This is a genomic window from Microbacterium trichothecenolyticum (genome assembly GCF_000956465.1).
Lineage (GTDB): Bacteria > Actinomycetota > Actinomycetes > Actinomycetales > Microbacteriaceae > Microbacterium > Microbacterium trichothecenolyticum.
The window spans coordinates 38,729-57,254 of record NZ_JYJA01000024.1 but is presented as its reverse complement, the minus strand read 5'-3'; the positions used below and the strand labels follow the sequence as shown (position 1 = coordinate 57,254).

17 protein-coding genes are annotated in these 18,526 nt (G+C 71.6%); 6 read left to right on the top strand and 11 right to left on the bottom strand.

The window, feature by feature from the left end; translation table 11 throughout:
* Positions 1-46: 46 nt before the first annotated feature.
* Genes RS82_RS03255 through murI form a run of 4 tightly spaced genes read right to left on the bottom strand, consistent with a single transcriptional unit; the run spans position 47 to position 2,957 of the window.
* Positions 47-661 (bottom strand): hypothetical protein, encoded by a 615-nt coding sequence (locus tag RS82_RS03255; protein ID WP_045296878.1) that lies wholly within the window; start codon positions 659-661, stop codon positions 47-49.
* 60 nt (positions 662-721) lie between these two features.
* On the bottom strand, positions 722-1,333 hold the full coding sequence (rdgB, locus tag RS82_RS03250) for an RdgB/HAM1 family non-canonical purine NTP pyrophosphatase (protein WP_045296876.1): 612 nt from the start codon (positions 1,331-1,333) through the stop codon (positions 722-724).
* Between the two features lie 3 nt (positions 1,334-1,336).
* Entirely contained in the window at positions 1,337-2,083 is a 747-nt protein-coding gene (gene rph / locus RS82_RS03245; protein ID WP_045296874.1) for a ribonuclease PH, read from the bottom strand.
* A 28-nt stretch (positions 2,084-2,111) separates the two neighbouring features.
* A complete protein-coding gene (murI, locus tag RS82_RS03240) occupies positions 2,112-2,957 on the bottom strand; it encodes a glutamate racemase (RefSeq protein ID WP_045296872.1) in 846 nt (281 codons plus the stop codon).
* A gap of 41 nt (positions 2,958-2,998) precedes the next feature.
* On the opposite strand from murI, the gene RS82_RS03235 reads away from it, so the two are divergent.
* Positions 2,999-4,324, top strand: coding sequence for a nicotinate phosphoribosyltransferase (locus RS82_RS03235; RefSeq protein ID WP_045296871.1), 1,326 nt, complete (start codon positions 2,999-3,001; stop codon positions 4,322-4,324).
* Here the strand turns inward: RS82_RS03235 and RS82_RS03230 are convergent, their stop codons facing one another.
* From RS82_RS03230 to RS82_RS03220, 3 genes are read right to left on the bottom strand one after another with little or no spacing between them, the layout of a single operon-like run.
* Complete coding sequence (locus RS82_RS03230; protein ID WP_045296870.1) at positions 4,325-4,591, bottom strand: DUF3039 domain-containing protein; 267 nt, start codon at positions 4,589-4,591, stop codon at positions 4,325-4,327.
* 50 nt (positions 4,592-4,641) lie between these two features.
* Entirely contained in the window at positions 4,642-6,207 is a 1,566-nt protein-coding gene (locus RS82_RS03225; RefSeq protein WP_045296868.1) for a hypothetical protein, read from the bottom strand.
* On the bottom strand, positions 6,183-7,853 hold the full coding sequence (locus RS82_RS03220) for an ABC transporter ATP-binding protein (RefSeq protein ID WP_342666931.1): 1,671 nt from the start codon (positions 7,851-7,853) through the stop codon (positions 6,183-6,185). Before RS82_RS03220 ends, RS82_RS03225 begins: the two co-directional genes overlap by 25 nt.
* Before the next feature lie 195 nt (positions 7,854-8,048).
* Here RS82_RS03220 and RS82_RS03215 point away from each other — a divergent pair, with 195 nt between their 5' ends.
* From RS82_RS03215 to RS82_RS03200, 4 genes are all read left to right on the top strand, one after another.
* Positions 8,049-8,741: a phosphocholine cytidylyltransferase family protein gene (locus RS82_RS03215; protein WP_045296865.1), complete on the top strand. Its 693-nt coding sequence runs from the start codon at positions 8,049-8,051 to the stop codon at positions 8,739-8,741.
* 64 nt (positions 8,742-8,805) lie between these two features.
* Complete coding sequence (locus RS82_RS03210; RefSeq protein ID WP_045296864.1) at positions 8,806-9,756, top strand: hypothetical protein; 951 nt, start codon at positions 8,806-8,808, stop codon at positions 9,754-9,756.
* Between the two features lie 10 nt (positions 9,757-9,766).
* Positions 9,767-10,003: a hypothetical protein gene (locus RS82_RS03205; protein ID WP_045296863.1), complete on the top strand. Its 237-nt coding sequence runs from the start codon at positions 9,767-9,769 to the stop codon at positions 10,001-10,003.
* A gap of 83 nt (positions 10,004-10,086) precedes the next feature.
* Complete coding sequence (locus RS82_RS03200) at positions 10,087-11,475, top strand: maltokinase N-terminal cap-like domain-containing protein (protein ID WP_045296862.1); 1,389 nt, start codon at positions 10,087-10,089, stop codon at positions 11,473-11,475.
* Positions 11,476-11,498: 23 nt separating this feature from the next.
* Here the strand turns inward: RS82_RS03200 and RS82_RS03195 are convergent, their stop codons facing one another.
* Entirely contained in the window at positions 11,499-12,779 is a 1,281-nt protein-coding gene (locus RS82_RS03195) for a CDP-glycerol glycerophosphotransferase family protein (protein ID WP_045296861.1), read from the bottom strand.
* A gap of 97 nt (positions 12,780-12,876) precedes the next feature.
* Between RS82_RS03195 and RS82_RS03190 the strand changes: the two genes are divergently transcribed.
* Positions 12,877-13,914 carry a glycosyltransferase family 2 protein gene (locus RS82_RS03190; protein WP_245619497.1) on the top strand — a complete coding sequence of 346 codons (1,038 nt, stop codon included), beginning with the start codon at positions 12,877-12,879 and terminating at the stop codon, positions 13,912-13,914.
* A gap of 21 nt (positions 13,915-13,935) precedes the next feature.
* On the opposite strand, the gene RS82_RS03185 is transcribed toward RS82_RS03190, so the two are convergent.
* The 3 genes from RS82_RS03185 to RS82_RS03175 are packed head-to-tail and all read right to left on the bottom strand — an operon-like array spanning position 13,936 to position 18,408.
* Positions 13,936-15,387, bottom strand: coding sequence for a CDP-glycerol glycerophosphotransferase family protein (locus RS82_RS03185; RefSeq protein WP_045296860.1), 1,452 nt, complete (start codon positions 15,385-15,387; stop codon positions 13,936-13,938).
* Positions 15,384-16,658, bottom strand: coding sequence for a CDP-glycerol glycerophosphotransferase family protein (locus tag RS82_RS03180; protein WP_045296859.1), 1,275 nt, complete (start codon positions 16,656-16,658; stop codon positions 15,384-15,386). The genes RS82_RS03185 and RS82_RS03180 overlap by 4 nt, the downstream gene beginning before the upstream one ends.
* 58 nt (positions 16,659-16,716) lie before the next feature.
* Positions 16,717-18,408: a S1C family serine protease gene (locus tag RS82_RS03175; RefSeq protein ID WP_045296858.1), complete on the bottom strand. Its 1,692-nt coding sequence runs from the start codon at positions 18,406-18,408 to the stop codon at positions 16,717-16,719.
* Positions 18,409-18,526: the final 118 nt, after the last annotated feature.

Here is an 18,526-nt window from a genome sequence, read left to right as displayed (position 1 = left end):
TGCCCCGCAGAGGGCCGTCGCGCCCAGTCGGGAATGAGTGTGATTCTCACTCCCGGCCCGGCCGATCTTTGTCGTCCTTGCGGCCGGCCTCCCGCCTCACCTCGATGATGCTCGCGGCGACCTCGATCGTGCGCGCCGACTCCTGCTGATCCCGCGGCGGGCGTCTCAGACGCGGAGCGAGGATGACGCGGAGCACGATCCCGCTGACGACGGTCGCGACGAGAGCGCCGTTCGAACCGAACACGGCCGGATCGCGATCGAGGCCGCTCACCAGTCCGGCCGCGCCCCACGCGGCTCCCACGCTCGCCGCCCACACGAGCACGATGCGCCAGCCGCGCCCCAGCAGGGGTGCCTGCGCGGCTCCGACCGGCAGCCCGGTCACGAGCCCTGTGACGCCCGCCGCGATCGTGGCCGCGATCGCGCCGAGAAGGAGCGCGCAGACGGCGGCACCCGCCGCCGTGGCGCCGAGCGACGCCACCGCCCACCGCCAGTCGACCAGCCGGCCGAGCGCGAGCCACTGCGCCGCGCCCACCACACCGCCGATGACCGCGCCCGTGACGAGCGCGCCCAGCGGATCGCGGTTCGTTCCCACGAGGGCGGAGGCGATCAGCTCCCCCAGCGGGAACGCGAGGAAGGTGGGGATCCATCGCACGAAGAACATCGGCCGCTCCGGATGGCTGCTCTCATCCCAGCATGCCCCTCGCGGGCGACGAGGGCGAGATCAGAGCTCGGCGAGCAGCCCGGCCAGCGCGACGAACGCACGCGAGCGGTGGGATTGCGCGTTCTTCTCGTCGGCCGTCCACTCGCCGACCGTCCGCTCGGCCCCTGCCTGCTGCCCGTCGGGCACGAAGATCGGGTCGTACCCGAACCCGCCGGCACCCGAAGGCGCCGACGCGAGGCGTCCGGGCCAGATCCCCTCGACCACGTGCTCGACAGCCTCTCTCCCGGCCACCGGCACGACGAGCGCGATCGTCGAGACGAACTGCGCGGTGCGGTGCGGGTCGCCGATGTCGGAGAGCTGGTCGAGCAGCAGGTCCAGGTTGGCGGAGGCATCCTTCGCATGTCCTGCCCAGTAGGCCGAGAACACCCCGGGGGACCCGCCGAGCACGTCGACGCACACGCCCGAGTCGTCCGCCAGCGACGGAAGTCCGGTGTGCTCGGCCGCCGCACGCGCCTTGATGAGGGCGTTCTCGGCGAAGGTCACGCCGTCCTCGACGGGCTCCGGCCCGTCGTATCCGACCACCTCGAGGTCAGGGCGAGTCGCCGCGACGATCGCCTGGAACTCCTCGACCTTGTGCGGGTTGTGGGTCGCGAGGACGATCTGTCGCGGCATCCGTCACTCCCCTTCCGCGGGCTGCAGCGCCGCGAGCTGGTGCGTCCGCAGGTCCGCGCAGCCGTTCACGCCGAGCTCGAGGAGGGCGTCGAGCTCGCGCTTGTCGAAGGGCGCACCTTCGGCCGTGCCCTGCACCTCGACGAAGAGTCCGCGGCCCGTGACGACGACGTTCATGTCGGTCTCGGCACGCACATCCTCGACGTACGCGAGGTCGAGCATCGGCTCGCCGTCGATGATGCCGACCGACACCGCGGCCACCGAGTCGAACAGCACCTGTGCCTTCTGGCCGATGAACCTCTTCCCGCGGCCCCACTCGATCGCGTCGGCGAGTGCGACGTAGGCACCGGTGATGGCCGCCGTCCGTGTGCCGCCGTCGGCCTGCAGTACGTCGCAGTCGATGACGATCGTGTTCTCACCGAGGGCCTTGGTGTCGACGACGGCGCGCAGCGCCCGTCCGATGAGGCGAGAGATCTCGTGCGTGCGGCCGCCGATCTTGCCCTTGACGCTCTCGCGGTCGTTGCGCTCGTTGGTGGCGCGTGGCAGCATCGCGTACTCGGCGGTGATCCAGCCCTTGCCCTTGCCTGTCAGCCAGCGCGGCACGCCGTTCGTGAACGACGCCGTGCACAGCACCTTGGTGTTCCCGAACGAGATCAGGGCGGACCCCTCGGCCTGGCTCGACCAGCCGCGCTCGATCGTGATGGGACGCAGCTGGTCGACGGAACGGCCGTCGGCACGGGTGATGTCGGTCATGCAGTTCTCCTCCGGAGGGACGGATGCCTCAGCCGAGGCGGCGGGCAGGGTTCGAGGCACGGGGAAGGTCGATGGCGCCGGTCTGCACCAGGCGCACGTCGGTGACCTCGCGGCCCATCAGGCGGTGCGCGAGTCGCAGGAACTCGTCTGCCGATGCACCGGTGGCTTCGTAGACGTGGCGGGGTTCGGCAGCCGGCCCGGCGAGCAGGTCGCGGGAGACCAGCTGACGGTAGACGTCCTTCGCGGTCTCGGAGTCGCTCGACACCAGGCTCACATCCGGGCCCATGACATAGCTGATGGCGCCCTCGAGGAACGGATAGTGCGTGCAGCCCAGCACGAGCGTGTCGACGTCGGCGGCGCGAAGCGGCGCGAGGTACTCCTCGGCGACGGCGAGCACCTCCGGCGAACCGGTGACGCCGGCCTCGACGAACTCGACGAACCGCGGGCAAGCCTGCGCGAAGACGGTGAGACGCTCGTTGACCCCGAGCATGTCCTGGTACGCACCGGAGCTGATGGTCCCGGCCGTGCCGATGACGCCGACACGCCCGTTGCGGGTGGTCGACATCGCCGTGCGCACCGCGGGGTTGATGACCTCGACCACCGGGACGTCATATCGCTCGCGCGCGTCGCGCAGCATTGCCGCGGACGCCGTGTTGCACGCGATCACGAGCATCTTCACGCCCTGGGCGACGAGGTCGTCGAGCACCTCGAGCGCGTAGCGCCGTACGTCGGCGATCGGCTTCGGCCCGTACGGCGAACGTGCGGTGTCGCCGATGTACAGGATCGACTCCTGCGGCAGCAGCGCAGAGACGGCCCGCGCGACGGTGAGCCCGCCGACCCCGGAGTCGAAGATTCCGATCGGCGCGTCGTTCACGAGAATCAACCCTACGCCAGCGGGTCACTAGGCTGACCCGCATGGCCGCCTCGACTGCCCTGCTGACGGACCGCTATGAGCTCACGATGGTCGACGCGGCACTCCGCGACGGAACCGCCCACCGCCGCTGCGTGTTCGAGCTGTTCGGGCGGCGCCTCCCCGGCGCCCGACGGTTCGGCGTCGTCGCGGGCACGGGCAGGCTGCTGTCGCTGATCCGCGACTTCCGCTTCGGCGACGAGGAGCTGCGCTTCCTCCGCGACGAGAAGGTGGTGGATGCCTCGACCCTCGATTTCCTGGAGGGCTACCAGTTCACCGGGTCTGTGACGGGCTACCGCGAGGGCGAGCTGTACTTCCCGGGCTCGCCCATCCTGACGATCGAGGGGACCTTCGCCGAGGCCGTCGTGCTCGAGACCCTCGCGCTCAGCGTCCTCAACCACGACTCCGCGATCGCGACCGCCGCCGCCCGCATGAGCATCGCCGCCGGAGACCGTCCACTGGCCGAGATGGGCTCGCGGCGGGCCGGTGAGTCTTCCGCCGTAGCAGCGGCGCGTGCGGCCTACATCACCGGGTTCAGCGCCACCTCGAACCTCGAGGCGGGTCGGCGATGGGGCATCCCGACGATGGGCACGGCCGCCCACGCATGGACGCTGCTGCACGACACCGAAGAGGACGCGTTCCGCGCGCAGATCGAGGCCCTCGGTGCCGGCACCACTCTCCTCGTCGACACCTACGACATCCACCAGGGCGTCCAGACGGCCATCCGCGTCGCCGGGACCGGGCTCGGCGGGGTCCGGATCGACTCCGGCGACCTGCCCACCGTTGCGGCCGAGGTGCGCGCGCAACTCGACGAGCTCGGCGCGACCGGCACGCGCATCACCGTGACGAGCGACCTGGACGAGTACGCGATCGCCGCGCTCGCGGCATCCCCCGTCGACTCCTACGGTGTCGGCACATCGGTGGTCACCGGATCCGGAACGCCGACCGCCGGCATGGTCTACAAGCTCGTCGCGCGGCAGGACTCGGACGGCGGATGGGTCGGTGTGGCGAAGGCTTCGACCGACAAGGCGTCGAAGGGGGGCCGCAAGGCCGCATTCCGCACGCTCGACGCGGGTACCGCGACGAGCGAGCTCATCGTCGTGTCGGACGGCTTCGAAGCCCTCGACACCGCGTCGGCCCACCCCGACTCCCGTGCCCTGCAGGTGCAGCTCGTGGTCGACGGCGAACCGGATGCCGCATATGAGGGACCCGACGGCGTCGAAGCGGCGCGCGCGCATCACTCGCGCGTGCGCGAAGAGCTGCCCGTGCGCGGGCTCGCCCTCAGCCGATCGGACCCGGCGATCCCGACGGTCTACGCCGACGCGGAGTGATCAGCCCTGGAGCGACTCGTAGATCTCTTTGCAGGTGGGGCACACGGGGAACTTCTCGGGGTCGCGGCCCGGTGTCCACTTCTTGCCGCACAGTGCGCGCACCGGCTTGCCCGTGATGGCGGACTCCAGGATCTTGTCCTTCTTCACGTAATGAGAGAAGCGCTCGTGGTCACCCGGCTCGATGTTCTCTTCTTTGAGGAGCTCTTCGAGCTCGCGATCGAGGGTCGCGATGCCGCCCTGGTCAGGGCTGTCCAGCGGGGTGCTCATGGTCTGCCAGTGTAGTCGGGGCGGGCACGGCTGGGGCCCGTCCGCGGGAGTCAGGTGGACTCCGCGAACTCCATGAGCCGCCCGCCGCGACGCTCGAAGACGATGGCGCCGACGCCGATGCCGACCACGAGCACGCCGAGTCCGATTGCCAGGCCTGCCCACAGCGCCGTGTCCGCGGCATCCGTGTCCCCCTGCAGAGCGAGCCAGCCGCACCACAGGACCGGTGCCGACACCACGAGCGCGCCGGCCATGACGCTCCCCTGCGCGATCGCGCCGTTCGCGCCGGTGCGCTGCGGCTGCTGGAACGGGCTCTCACCGGGCCGCGACACCGCGTAAGGCGCGACCACCGACGAGATGCTGGAGAGCCCCAGGCCCGAGAGGAACAGCGCAGCGCACACACCGGTGAGGGCCGGGAGCACCGCCCATCGCCCGTGCAGCAGCGTCGCCACGGGGATCGCGACGGCGAGCAGCGGGACGCCGACGAGCAGCACGGGCACCAGCCGGCCGATGCGGTCCGAGACGCCGCGCACACCGCTGGCGATGTGCATCCAGACAGCGGTGGAGTCGTAGGCGACGTCGTCGTGCGGCAGCCAGCCGAGGAAGAGCGCCGCGAACGGCACCGGCACGAGGGCGACCAGCTCGGGCGGAACGCCGGCGATGAGCAGCGGCACCACCGTGATCGCGGCCGCGAACGGGATCACGAGGCCGTTCACGACGTAGCGTCTGTCGCCGAACCAGTAGACGAGGCTGCGCGCCGCGATCGCACCACCGGGCGTGCCCGGGGCGACGCCGAACCAGCCGAGTCCGCCTCGCTCACGACCGGTGCCCGGACGCTCGGTCGTGGTCAGCAGCCGATTGACCGCCCACACCCAGAGCATCGCCAGCAGAACGATGGTTCCGACCGCGATGAGCGCAGACAGCCACGCGTCGCCACCCGTGATCAGCATGCCGGGAAGAGCCCAGGCGGCGCCGAGCGGAGTGAGGGCCAGCCAGTCCACGGCCTCGAGCAGCTGCGGCGGGACGCTCCCCTGCCATTCGAGCGAGGCGAGGAAGACGCCCACCGGAACCACGACGACGAGCACCACGAGCACGAAGACGCCCGAGAGCTCGCGCGATCGACGGTCGCGGAGGAACAGCGAGGCCAGCGCCATGCACACGCGCGCCAGCAGGACGCACGTGAGCACCCCGAGCAGCACGCTCAGGATTCCGACGATCACCGGCACGCCGTGGTCGGCCCACACGATGGCGGAGCACACCGCGACGGCGAGCAGCACCAGGATCGGCACGCTGAGGAATCCGGCGACCGCGAGGACGAGGGCGAGGCTGCCCCGCGGAAGGCCGAACAGGGCGAATCGCCGCGGATCCAGCGGGTCTTCCACGGAGCCGAACAACGGGGCGAGCGCGAAGCCGAGGGTCACCGCCGAGCCCCCGAGGACGGTGACGGCGAGCACCTCCTCGGTGGAGGCATCCTTCAGCGTCAGCAGCGCCCAGCAGGCCGCCACCGTCGCGGCGGCGAGGATCAGCAGCGCACTGACCACGCGCACGACATGGCCGGCGTGACCGCGGAACGTGCCGACCAGCAGCGCGAGCCTCAGTCGGAGAATGTGTGCAGCCACTCGAGGCCCTCCACGTCGCTGAGTCCTCCGGCCAGCTCGACGAAGCGCTGCTCGAGCGTCAGCTCGCCGCGCACCTCGTCGACGGTGCCCTCCGCGAGCACCTGGCCGGCCACGATGACCGCGACGCGCGTGCAGACGCGCTCGACGAGGTCCATGCCGTGGCTCGAGAGGATCACCGTGCCGCCGTGGGCGACGTAGGTGGAGAGGATGTCGAGGATGATCGCGCTCGAGACCGGATCGACCGCTTCGAACGGCTCATCGAGCACGAGCAGACGTGGCGAGTGGATCAGCGCGCCCGCGAGCATGACTTTCTTGAGCATGCCCGCCGAGTAGTCCGAGACGCTCCGGCCCAGCGCGTCCTCGAGGTCGAAGGCGCGTGCGAGATCGGCGGTGCGGCTCTCGACGACGGCCGGCGGGAGCTTTCGCAGCACCCCGTAGTAGTAGAGGAGCTGGCGGCCGGTGAGTCGGTCGAAGGTGCGCAGTCGATCGGGAAGGACCCCCATCATCCGCTTGGCCGCGAGCGGTTTGGCCGCCGCGTCCACTCCTCCGACATGGATCGTGCCCCGATCGGGCTCGAGCAGGCCCGCGATCATCGAGAGCGTGGTCGTCTTGCCCGCGCCGTTGGGTCCGACGAGACCGTAGAACGTGCCCGCCGGGATCGTGAGGTCGATGCCGTCGACGGCGTGGGTGCTGCCGAACCGCTTGGTGACGCCGCGCAGCACGAGGGCGTCGGCGGATGCCGCAGCCGCCGACGCGACCGCGTCCAGCGAGACGGCCGCGGCCAGGGCCTCGGGGTCGAGGGTCGTCGCCGCCTCCGGGGCCGGCGCGAGCGTCGGCTCGAGCGGAGCAGGCGAGGCGCTCTGCTCCACCGCGGCGCCGGCCGGCTCGGCGGGCGCATCAGAAGGCTCGACCGCTGGCGTGGGCTCGACGACCCCCGCGGGCTCGGCCACGGGCGCGGACTCGACCACGGGCTCAGCATCGACCACCGCCGCGGTTTCGGCAAGGGTCGTGCTCTCGACGGGGGCCTCGGGCTCGGCCGCCTGTTCGGGCCCGATCGAGGCTTCGGGCACGATCAGGGGCTCGATCGCGGGCTCCGGCTCGGGCTCAGGCTCGATCACGGCCTCCGACTCAGCCGCGGGCTCGATCACGGCCTCCGGCTCAGCCGCGGGCTCGGCCACGGGCGCGGACTCGGCCTCCGGCTGGGCCTGTGCCTCCGTCTCGTACGCGGCGTCCTCCGTTGCCGCGCTGTCGTCGACGGGCGTCGCGTGGTCGACGGACGCCGCCTCGGCAGCATCCGCCGGCGAACCATCGCCCGCACCGGGAAGCGGCGGGCGCGGCGGAACGACGATGCCGGCGGCGGCGCTGGCCGCGAGCTCGAGATCGCTCGGAAGGGGCGGCGGCGGCCCCGGGTCCGGAGCGGGCGCCGGCTTCGGCTTGGGCTTCGGCTTGGATGCAGCCGGCGTGCGCTTCTTGCGCGGAGCGGGCGCGGGTTCGCGACTCTCGTCGGTGCGCGGCTTGCGCGGCGGGCGGCGGGGCTTGTCGGGAACCGGTGAGACCGTATCTGCGAGGCGTACGACGCGCGCGCTGGAGTGACGGTCCGGCTCTTCCGGATCGATGTCATTCGGCACCGGGAGGGAGGCTGTCACTGAACCAACGTATCAAGCGGGCCCGATCGCGGCGGAGTTGGTCTCGCCGCGTCGCGGCATTCGCGTTATGTCACAAATCGGCAACGGGAGCCGCCCATTATGCGCCTTCCCAGGCCTCATCGCTACCATGGTCGAGGCACGAAGGGGTGTCGCGCCGGTGAACCGGCAGTGAATCACGCACTTCAGGAGCAGATTTTGACCCTTCAGACCGTCATCCTCGCAGCCGGAATGGGCTCGCGGCTCGGCCGCAGCCTGCCCAAGCCCCTCACGGAGCTCGGCGACGGCCGCAGCATCATGCAGCAGCAGCACGACAACATCCGTGCCGCGTTCGGCCGCGAAGCCAGGATCACGACCGTCGTGGGCTACCGCGCCGAGACCATCGTCGAGGCGTTCCCGGACGTCGACTACGTCTACAACGACCGCTACGACCAGACCAACACCTCCAAGAGCCTCTTGCGCGCCCTCGCCAAGACGGGCAAGGGCGGCGTGCTCTGGATGAACGGCGACGTCGTCTTCGACCCGCGCGTGCTCGGACGCGCCATCGAGCTCATCGAGCGCGACCGGTCGTTCGTCACGGTCAACACCTCCAAGGTCAGCGACGAAGAGGTCAAGTACACGGTGACGCCGGAGGGCTTCATCGACGAGCTGTCGAAGACCGTCAAGGGCGGCATCGGCGAGGCCGTCGGCATCAACTACATCTCCAGCCGCGACAAGAAGGCGTTCATGCGCCACCTGACGCGCGTCGACGACCAGGACTACTTCGAGCGCGGCCTCGAGCTCGCGATCGCCGAGGACGGCGTGCTGCTCGAGCCGCTCGACATCTCGGACCTGTACGCCGTCGAGGTGGACTTCGCCGAGGACCTCGAGCGCGCCAACCTCTTCGTCTGACTCAACGCCGCGAGGCTGTCAACCCCGGTCCTGCGCTCAGACTCGGCCGCATAGACTCGGCGCGATGACCGACAAGGTGCACCAGATCCACTCCCTCCCCGGCGACGCGCCGTGGCAGGGAGGGCTGCCGCCCGCTGGGTCCGATGAGCATCCGTTCACGATCCGTGCGCTCGACCGGGTGCTCGCGATCCAGCGGCCGGTCGTCCTCGCGCACCTGCGCAGCATCCGTCTACGGCATCCGGACTCCTCCCCCGCCGACATCGTCCGCATCCTCGAACGGCGCTATCTCGCTGCGGTGACCTCCGGCGGCGCCGCGGTCGGCGCGACCGCGGTCGTTCCGGGGATCGGGACGGGGGTGACGCTGGCGCTCAGCGGCGTCGAGACGGTGGCGTTCCTCGAGGCGACCACACTGTTCGCGCAGTCGGTCGCCGAGGTGCACGGCATCCCTGTGTCGGATCCTGACAGGGCGCGAGCCCTGGTGCTGACGCTCATGCTCGGCAAGGAGGGCGTCGACCTCGTCGCGCAGCTCGCCGGGCAGGCCGCCGGTCGCGGTCCCTCCCGTTCGGGCTACTGGGGCGAACTGATCACCAAATCGCTCCCCCGCGCCGCGGTCGGGCCGCTCGTCGACCGGCTCAAGACGACGTTCATCCGCCAGTTCGCCGCGCGGGGCGGCGCGTCGTGGATCGGCAAGGCTCTGCCGTTCGGCATCGGCGCGGCCATCGGCGGCGCCGGCAACAACATCCTCGGGCGACGGGTGCTCACCGGCTCCCGGCGGGCCTTCGGGATGCCTCCGCAGGTGCTCCCGCCCGAACTCGAGCCGCGCCCGGGCGCCGACCGGATCGAACGCCTCGCCGGACGCAGCATCCGTCGTGCCGGAGAGGCGGTCGTCGGCGGTGTCGCGCGCGGCGCGTCCGGTGCCCGCCGCATCACGGCCCGCGTGATCCGTCGGCCGCCGCAGGCGATCGAAGCGCCCGTTCCGACCGAGGACGGAGCCTCCTCCCCGCCCGCAGGGTGACAATGGCGTCATGGGACTGTTCAGCAAGCTCCCCGAAGAGCCCGTCGAGTGGGCGGGTCTCCCGTCGGAGCCGGCGCGCGCCGAGACGCGGGCGGAGCGCTTGACGGATGGCGCAGCCGTCGATCCCGGCGGCCTCGGCCTCGGCGACCTCGCCGTCGGCGGAGGAGGAGCCGTCGAATCGATCGTCATCCCGGTGGCGCCGGTCATCGAGATCGCCGAGGCCCAGGAATCCGGCGAGGACGGGTAGCAGGCGGAATTCCACTGCGCTTTCTGCAAGCGCTTGCAGCGGGTCCTCGACACGCCCCCGACCACGGGCATACGCTCACAGGTATGGACAGCACGTTGGCGTGCCTTGCAGCGTGGATGCCGCGGCAGCGGTGGTACGCGGCGAAGGGGAGACCGCCCAGCCTGCGCCTGCTCTCGTGGTGGGATCTGAGCACGGTATCCGGCGACGCCGACGACGAGGACGTCGGCGCGCGCATCCGCACATTCCTCGTCGCGGATGAGGGGGCTCTCCCGGCCGTCCTGTACCAGATCCCCGTCGTGGAGCGTGCGACGGAGACCGTGGGCGCGGACCCCGACCACGTCATCGGCAGCCCGGTGCCGGGAACGACCTTCATCGACGGCCCCTTCGACCCCACCTATGCCCGGGCTCTGCTGCGGCTCATCTCGGCCGGGGGCACCGCTCACGGGCCGCAGACCACGGCGATCGGGCGGGCCGCGGGCTCAGGCGGAGCTCCGTCCGGTGCGACGTCGCGCGTGATCACCGGCGAGCAGTCGAACACCTCGCTCATCTTCGAGGGCGACGGCGCTCCGGTGATCTGCAAGGTCTACCGGCAGCTGCACGCGGGACTCAATCCCGACATCGAGCTGCAGGAAGCGCTGGCCGGGGCCGGATCGCCGCATGTGCCGCGCCCCGTCGGCTCGATCGAGGGGACGTGGCCCGACCTCGCCACCGCGCACGGCACCGTGCACGGGTCCCTCGCCTCCGCCCAGGAGTTCCTGCCGGGGGTCGAGGACGCGTGGCGCGCCGCGCTGCAGGCAGCCGCCAAAGCGGACGACTTCCAGGACGCGGCGCGCGCCCTCGGCACCGCGACGGCGGAGGTGCATGTCGCCCTCGCGGAGTGCTTCCCGACCCGCACCGCGACGGACGCCGACCGTGAGGCGACGGCGGCCACGTGGGAGCGAAGGTTCGCGATCGCCATGGCCGAGGTTCCCGAGATCGCCGGTCAGCGGGGTGCCGCGGCGGCGGTGTACCGTCGCGCGCTCGAGGTGCCCTGGCCGCCGCTGCAGCGCATCCACGGCGACTTCCACCTCGGGCAGGTGCTGCACTCCCCCGACCGCGGCTGGATCATGGTCGACTTCGAGGGCGAGCCGCTGCGCCCGATGGCCGAGCGCACGCAGCCCGATCTCGCACTGCGGGATGTGGCGGGAATGCTCCGCTCGTTCGACTACGTCGCGGGTTCGCTGCGCCTGGACGACCCGGATCGCTCCGCCGACGCGGTGCGCGCGTGGGCGCGCGATGCCCGCGGGGCGTTCGTCGACGGGTACGCCGCGTCGGCGGGCGGGCTCGACCCCCGGCATCCGCTCCTCGCCGCGCTCGAACTCGACAAAGCGGTGTACGAGGCGATCTACGAGGCCCGCAACCGGCCGACGTGGGTTGCGATCCCGCTGCGCGCGATCGCGCGCCTGGTCGAGCGTCCTACCCCGGTGGCCTGACGCCGCCGGAGGATCGCCCGGGCTCAGCCCTCGTCGTCGAGTTCCGCTTCGTCTTCGGGCTCGTCGTCCTCGGCGTCGGCGACCGACCGCGCGTACCAGGAGTCCCAGTCGTCCATGAGGCGCTGCACGGCGCCGTGGAACCGTGCCGTCGCCGCCCCCGGAGCGGTGTCGCCGAAGTAGCGGGTCACCCATTCCTCCAGGCGCGCGACGGCATCGGGGTCGCCGAGCACGCGTTCGGTCTGGGCGACGATGTCGGGCGCGGCGGCGGCGTCGAGCCACTCGCAGGCCGACAGGTAGCCGTGCGTGTCGATCGCGGCGGCGGGGTCAGCCGGTCGCGTGACCATGAGCGGCTTGTCGGCCGCGAGCCGGTCGTAGACCATCGCCGAGATGTCGACGATCGCGACGTCCGCCGCGGCCAGCTGCCAGCCGAGCTCGGGCCCGTCGTCGAAGACGTGCCGGGCAGAGGGATCCGAGGCGTTCGCCGCGTTGAGGGCCGCGATGATGCGCTTGTTCGCCGCCCCGTACTCGTGGTTCACGACTCCCGAACGCGGGTGGGGCCGGTAGATGACGCGATGGCGCCCCGTGGCCACGAGCGCGGTCACGAGCGCTTCGCCATGCGTGGCGATCGAGCCGTAGTGGGCGGACGGCCGGTCCCCCTCCCACGTGGGCGCGTAGAGCACCACCGTGCGCTCGTCAGGCGTGTAAGGCAGGGTGCCCGAGTAGTGGTCGGCCTGCGGGCGCCCGATCTGGATCGTTCGGCGCTCGATGTCGTAGTCCCACAGCACCCGCGAGAGCCGCTCGCGCGCGGCGTCGCCCGCGATCATCGCGTAGTCGTACGCCTTGTACTGATTCGTGGTCATGTACATCTTGTCGGACTCGCCGTGGTTGATGAACACGTGCCAGCGCCGGCCGTAGCGGAACATCTGGAAGTTGCGCGTGTTCTGGTTCACGTACAGGACGACGCGGATGTCCTGCTTGGCGATGAAGCGCTCGAGATCGCGCACCGTCGGGACGAACGCCACCGGGAGCGCGCCGTCTGCCAGCAGCGCCTCGGCGCCGGTGGCGGCCCTGCTCAGCACCACCACGGGCCAGGTCTTGGCGAGGTCGGCGAGCGGCTTGTACCACTGCCGCATCTGGTACATGTTGACCGCGCCGTCGGCGAAGTAGACGGCCACCCGGTACTGGAACGGCGGGTGCGGCGGCCGCGCAGCGAGGGTGCGCCGCACGTCGATCACGGCCGAACGATTCCGCACCGCCTTGCGGACGAGAGCGACCGCCTTCTTTCCATCCGAGACCAGACCCACGCTTCCAGCCTACCCAGGGCTCTCGTGACATGATCGACGCGTGCATGTCGAGCAACACGGGCGCAGGGACGCTCCAGTCCCTCCGCCGGGTTCCGGCGTGAGCTTCGTGATGCCGGTGCTCAACGAGCGCGATTACCTCGGCCGTGCGGTCGAGACGGTGCTCGCGCAGGACGTCCCCGGCCCGACCGAGCTGATCCTCGCCCTCGGCCCCTCGACGGACGGCACGAACGCGCTGGCGGCCGAACTCGCCGCCGGTGACGACCGCATCGTGCTGGTCGAGAACCCGGGCGCCGACATCCCCATCGGCCTCAACCTGGCGATCCGCGCCGCGCGGCACCCCACGGTCGTGCGTGTGGACGCGCACTCCGAACTCGATCCGACCTACGCGCGACGCGCGCTGGCGACCCTCGACCGTGTGCGCGCGGCGAACGTGGGCGGCGTGATGCGCGCCGACGGCCGCACACCGTTCCAGCGGGCCGTCGCGCGCGCCTACAACTCCCCCATCGGCCTCGGCGGCGGCGCGTACCACGGCGGCACGCAGGAGGGCGAGGCCGAGTCCGCCTACCTCGGCGTCATGCGCCGCGAGGTGCTCGGAGAGGTCGGGCTGTTCGACGAGAGCATCCGGCGCGGCGAGGACTGGGAGCTGAATCTGCGCATCCGCCGCGCCGGCTACCGCGTCTGGTTCGATCCCTCACTCGCCGTGACGTACTGGCCGCGTGAGAGCTGGGCGCGCCTGGTCCGTCAGTTCTCGGCGACGGGCCGGTGGCGGGGAGAGCTCGTCCGGCGATTCGGGCGCGGCAACTCGCTGAGGTTCTTCGCGCCGCCGGCGCTCGTGCTGACGATCCTGCTGGGGATCATCGTCGGCGTGCTCCAGCTCACCGGTCTGCTGCAGGGATGGTGGTCGGTGGCGGCATCCGTCGTCTACCTCCCCGTGCTCGCGTACGCCGTCCTCATCGCCGCCGTCGCTCTCGGCCGAGGTGGCGGGCACGGGTGGCGCGACAAGCTGTGGACCGCAGCGGTGCTGCCGTCCATGCACCTCGCGTGGGGCTGGGGTTTCCTGCTCGGAGTGATCGGCGGCGCACACGACACCGTCGACACCTCCCGCCTCGGAAGCCGCAACACGCCGCTGCCGTGACGTGCACCGCGCAACCCGCCGTCAGGCGTCGATGAAGCCCTGGTCCAGGATGCGTGCCACGACCCGCTCGGCGGCGTGGCCGTCATCGCGGGCGTTGAACTTGTCGCGCCACTGCGTGTAGCGGGACGCATACTTCGCGGTGTCGCCCGCGGCGAGCGCGGCCACGAGCTCCTCCTGCGTGCGCACCATCGGGCCCGGCGCGTGCGCGGCGAGGTCGAAGTAGAACCCGCGCAGCTCGCCGCGGTAGTGCTCCATGTCGGGGACGAGGAAGTACATCGGCTTCCCGGTCACCGAGTAGTCGAACATCACGGACGAGTAGTCGGTGATGAGCGCATCGGCGACGAGCAGCAGCAGCGAGGTGTCGGGGAAGCCTGTGACGTCGATCACCCGTGGGCCTTCCGCGTCACGTCCCGGCAGCAGCGTGCGCGAGTGCCCGCGCACGAGCACCACCGCGTCGGTGGCCGCGGCGAGCGAGACCGGGTCGATGAAGTCCACGATCTGGTCGCGGTCGTCACGCCACGTCGGCGCGTACAGCAGAACGCGCTCGCCGGGGCGGATGCCGAGGGCCTCGCGCGTCGCGGTGCCGTCGCCCGTGGTCAGGACATCGTTGCGCGGATACCCCTCGACCCAGACCGGACGCGTGAGGAACGCGTACGCCTTGCCGAGGATGCGCGCGGCATAGGGATTCTGCGCCAACAGGATGTTCCATCGCCGCGACTCGCGCACGACCGCCGCCGTACGGCGCGGGTCGAACCCGGGCCGGTGCAGCGCGAGGCGCTTGAGCGGAGTGCCGTGCCAGGTCTGCAGCACGATCTGCCCCTTGCGCCGCGAGAACCGGCGGCGCAGCCAGTCGTTGACCACGAGCAGTCGGGCGGCGCCACGGGCGCGCCACCACTCCGGGCTCCCCTCGACCACCGGGATCGCGCCGTCCGGCACGGCGACCGACAGGTCGACGACGCTCCAGTAGCGGGTCACGCCCGGCGCGCGGCGCGCGACCTCCCGGTCGATCGCCAGCGGGTTGCAGCTGGCGTTGCGGCCGTAGAAGCTCTCGAAGAACACGGCGTTCTCGAAACCTGTGGCGGGTCGGGTCGCATAGCGGCGTTCGAGGGCGTCCTGCCCTTCGCCGGAGTCGTACGCGGGGTCGATCGGGGGCCCGACGCGCAAGGTCCATCCCTCCAGGCTCGCTCGGAGGGTTCCGAGCTGCGTGAGCGGGAGCGCTTCGGGGGGACGGATGCCGCGATCCGCGGCATCCTCGATCCGCACCTCGTACGAGCCCGCGGGCAGTGGCAGCTCGGGCCCGCCCCAGCGCGCGGCGCGCAGCGGCAGCGTCGCCGTCCACGTCTTGCCGCGTCCGGTGAGGCGCGCGGTGACGCGGGCACGGGCACCGACGATCTCGACGGATTCCGGCCGCTCCCCCTCGCCCGAGAGCACGAGAGCCGGGCTCCCCTCCGTCGTGAAGCGCGCGTCGGTCATCCGGTTCCTTCCCTCGGGTCGTCGTGCACCGTTCCGGCCAGAATCGCACGGTACACCCTCTCGGCATTGCGCCCGTCGCGGAACGCGTGCACCCGCGCATCCAGCGCGATCGCCCGATCGACGCGGCGTGCACGCTCGGCATCGTCTCCGAGCACCGCGTCCAGCTGGGTCGCCGCCTGCGTCCAGTCGATCGCCCAGTCCGCGCCCGCCACGTCGGCGTATGTGCCGTAGAAGCCGCGCCTTCGTGCGTACTCCTCGACGTCGGGGGCGAGGAACAGCGTCGGCAGCGGCACGAGCGACGCGTCGAACGCGAGCGACGAGTAGTCGGTGACGAGGGCGTCGAGGCCGGGCAGCAGCGGGGTCACGTCCGCGACCAGGTCACTGCCGAGCAGGTGCACGCGGTCGGTCGGGAACGGCGGGGTGTAGTCGCCGGCGCCGAGCGGGTGCGACCGGACGAGGAGCGTCGCGTCGTGATGCCTCAGCACATCGACGATGTGCGACCATTCCTGCGTGGTCGGCACCGCCGGGTCGACCGCGCCGTCGCGCCACGTCGGCGCGTAGAGCACGAAGCGGGTCGAGAGGCCCCCGCGGGGCACGGCGCGCCCGATGGCGGCGCGGGCCTGCACGCGGCGATCCTCGGCGCTGCCACGGGAGAGCACGTCGACGCGAGGCTCGCCGGTCACCGGCACGCTCGCATCGGGCAATGCGAAGGCGGATTCGAGACGGCCGCGGACGAGATGCGAGGCGGCTGGAATCACACGGATGCGGCGCGCGGCGCCGCGGTACATCGATCTCAGCAGCCCGCGCACGGCTCCGGCAGCCGGCGTCGCAGCGACGACGCCGGGCACCCTCAGCGTCTCGGGCGAATCGACCCCGATCCGCTTGAGCGGGATGCCGTGCCACAGCTGCACGACGAACGCACCCGACACCGCGTAGCGGTTGACGTCCCCGAATCCGTGCGTGACGACGACCACTCGGGCGCGCGCGGTGCGCCACAGCCCGCGCAGGGAATGCTTCGGAACGGTGCGGATGCCGCGGGCCGCAGCATCCGCCGCCTCCTTCGCCGAGCCGACCAGCCAGACAGGGCTGCGTCCGTCGGCGGCCGCCACCTCCCAGAGCGCCAGCGCGCCGTCACCGATGCCGACCGCACAGCCGATCACCCACTCGTCGCGCGAGCGGGGCACCAGGAGGGTGAGGAGGCGTCCGGCGGCATAGAGCGGGATGGTCGCGAGCTTTCGGGCGTTCCCCGCGCCGAACGAGAAGGACGCCATCCCGCGAGCCTACCTGCTCGCGCAATGGCGTCCCTGGGGGTGTGGACGGGCGTGCGGACTACTGCTGGAGCGATCCCAGCGTGACCTGGAGGGTCTGCGTCTTGCCGTCGCGGACGTACGTCACTTCGGCGTCGCTGCCGGCCGCGGCCGCGCGCACCTGCGCCGTGAGGTCGGTCGCGTCGGTGACGGGGACGCCGTTGAAAGCAGTGACGATGTCGCCCTTCTGCAGGCCGGCGGCGGCAGCCGCGCCGCCGTCGGTGACGGCATCGATGTAGGCGCCGGTGATGGTGGAGCCCTCGACGGATGCCGCGGCCTTCACGTTCGCGCCGAGCAGACCGTGGGTCGCCTCGCCGCTGTCGATGATCTCGCCGGTGATGCGCTTGACGATGTCGGACGGGATCGAGAAGCCGACGCCGATCGAGCCCGAGCCGTCGGACGACGAGCCGCCAGCGGTCGCGATCGCCACGTTGATCCCGATCAGCTTGCCGTCGGAGTCGACCAGCGCGCCGCCCGAGTTGCCGGGGTTGATGGCGGCGTCGGTCTGGATGACGGAGATCGAGATGCTCTCGGTCGCCGTCGACTGCTGGTCGCCCTGACCGAAGTCGAAGCGGAACGGGCCTTCCTGGCTGTTCTGGTCCTGCTGGTCCTGGCTGTCGCCGCCCGAGTCGGGCGCCGCCGAGGACGCGATCGAGATCGAGCGGTTGAGCGCGCTCACGATGCCTTCCGTCACCGAGTTCGCGAGCCCCAGCGGCGCCCCGACCGCGACGGTCGTGTCGCCGACGTTGAGCTTGCTCGAGTCGGCGATCTCGATCGGGGTGAGGTCCTCGGCGTCCTTCAGCTTGATGACGGCCAGGTCGTAGGTCGGGTCGGTGCCGACGACCTCTGCGTCGTAGACGCGGCCATCGGACGTGGTCACGCGGATGGTCGCGTCACCGGTCGCGCCGTCGAGGGTCACGACGTGCGTGTTGGTGACGACGTAGCCGTCCTTCGTGAGCACGACGCCCGAACCGGTGCCGGCTGCCGACGAGCCGGTCGCCTCGATCGTGACGACGCTCGGCACGACCTTCGCGGCGATCGCGGTGGTCTGGTTGACCGAGTCGGTGTCGTTGACGGTGACCGTCGACGGTCCCGCGGCGGGCGATGCGCTCACCGGGGCGAACCAGGTGACGCCGGCGTACGCGCCACCGAGGCCCGCAGCGCCGCCGACGATGGCGGCCGCGACGATGAGGCCGACGACCTTGCCCGCTCCGGACGACTTCTTGGGGGCCTTGGTCGCCGTCGGCACCGCGCCGGTCGAGCCGGCGATCGGCAGCGTCTGCTGGGCGTCCGCAGCGGGCACGCCGAACGCGGCACCGGGGGCGCCGGGCGTCGGCTGGCCCGCGTAGGAGTGGGGGTAGGGTGCGGGCTGGCCGGCGTAACCCTGCGGACGGGCGTACGCGTGCGCCCCTGCCGGATAACCGGCGGGCGGCACGGGCTGGGTCGGCGCGGTGGGCTGCACGTGGGTCGCGGGCTGCGCGGCGGGTGCGCTCGGCGGGACCGGGGGCAGCGCGGCGGCGGGCGCGGCCGAGGCCACGGGCGGCGCAGGCTGGGCGGGCGCGGATGACTGCGCGGGCTCGACGGCTTCCGGCGCGGCCGCGGCGGGGGCCGGGGTCTCGGGCTGGGCGGGCGTCTGCGCGGCGGCCTCCGCGGCCGACTGCGAGGGGACGGCGGGGGTCTGGTCTTCCGGGCGATCGCCCTGGATGTCGCTCATGGTTGCTCCTTCTGCCAAGCACTCACCACTGTGCCCACCGATGCTGTGCGTTTCTTATGTCGCGAATGGGACTCGCCTATGCAACAGAGATGAGCCCGCCCGGTATTACGGTGAAGCG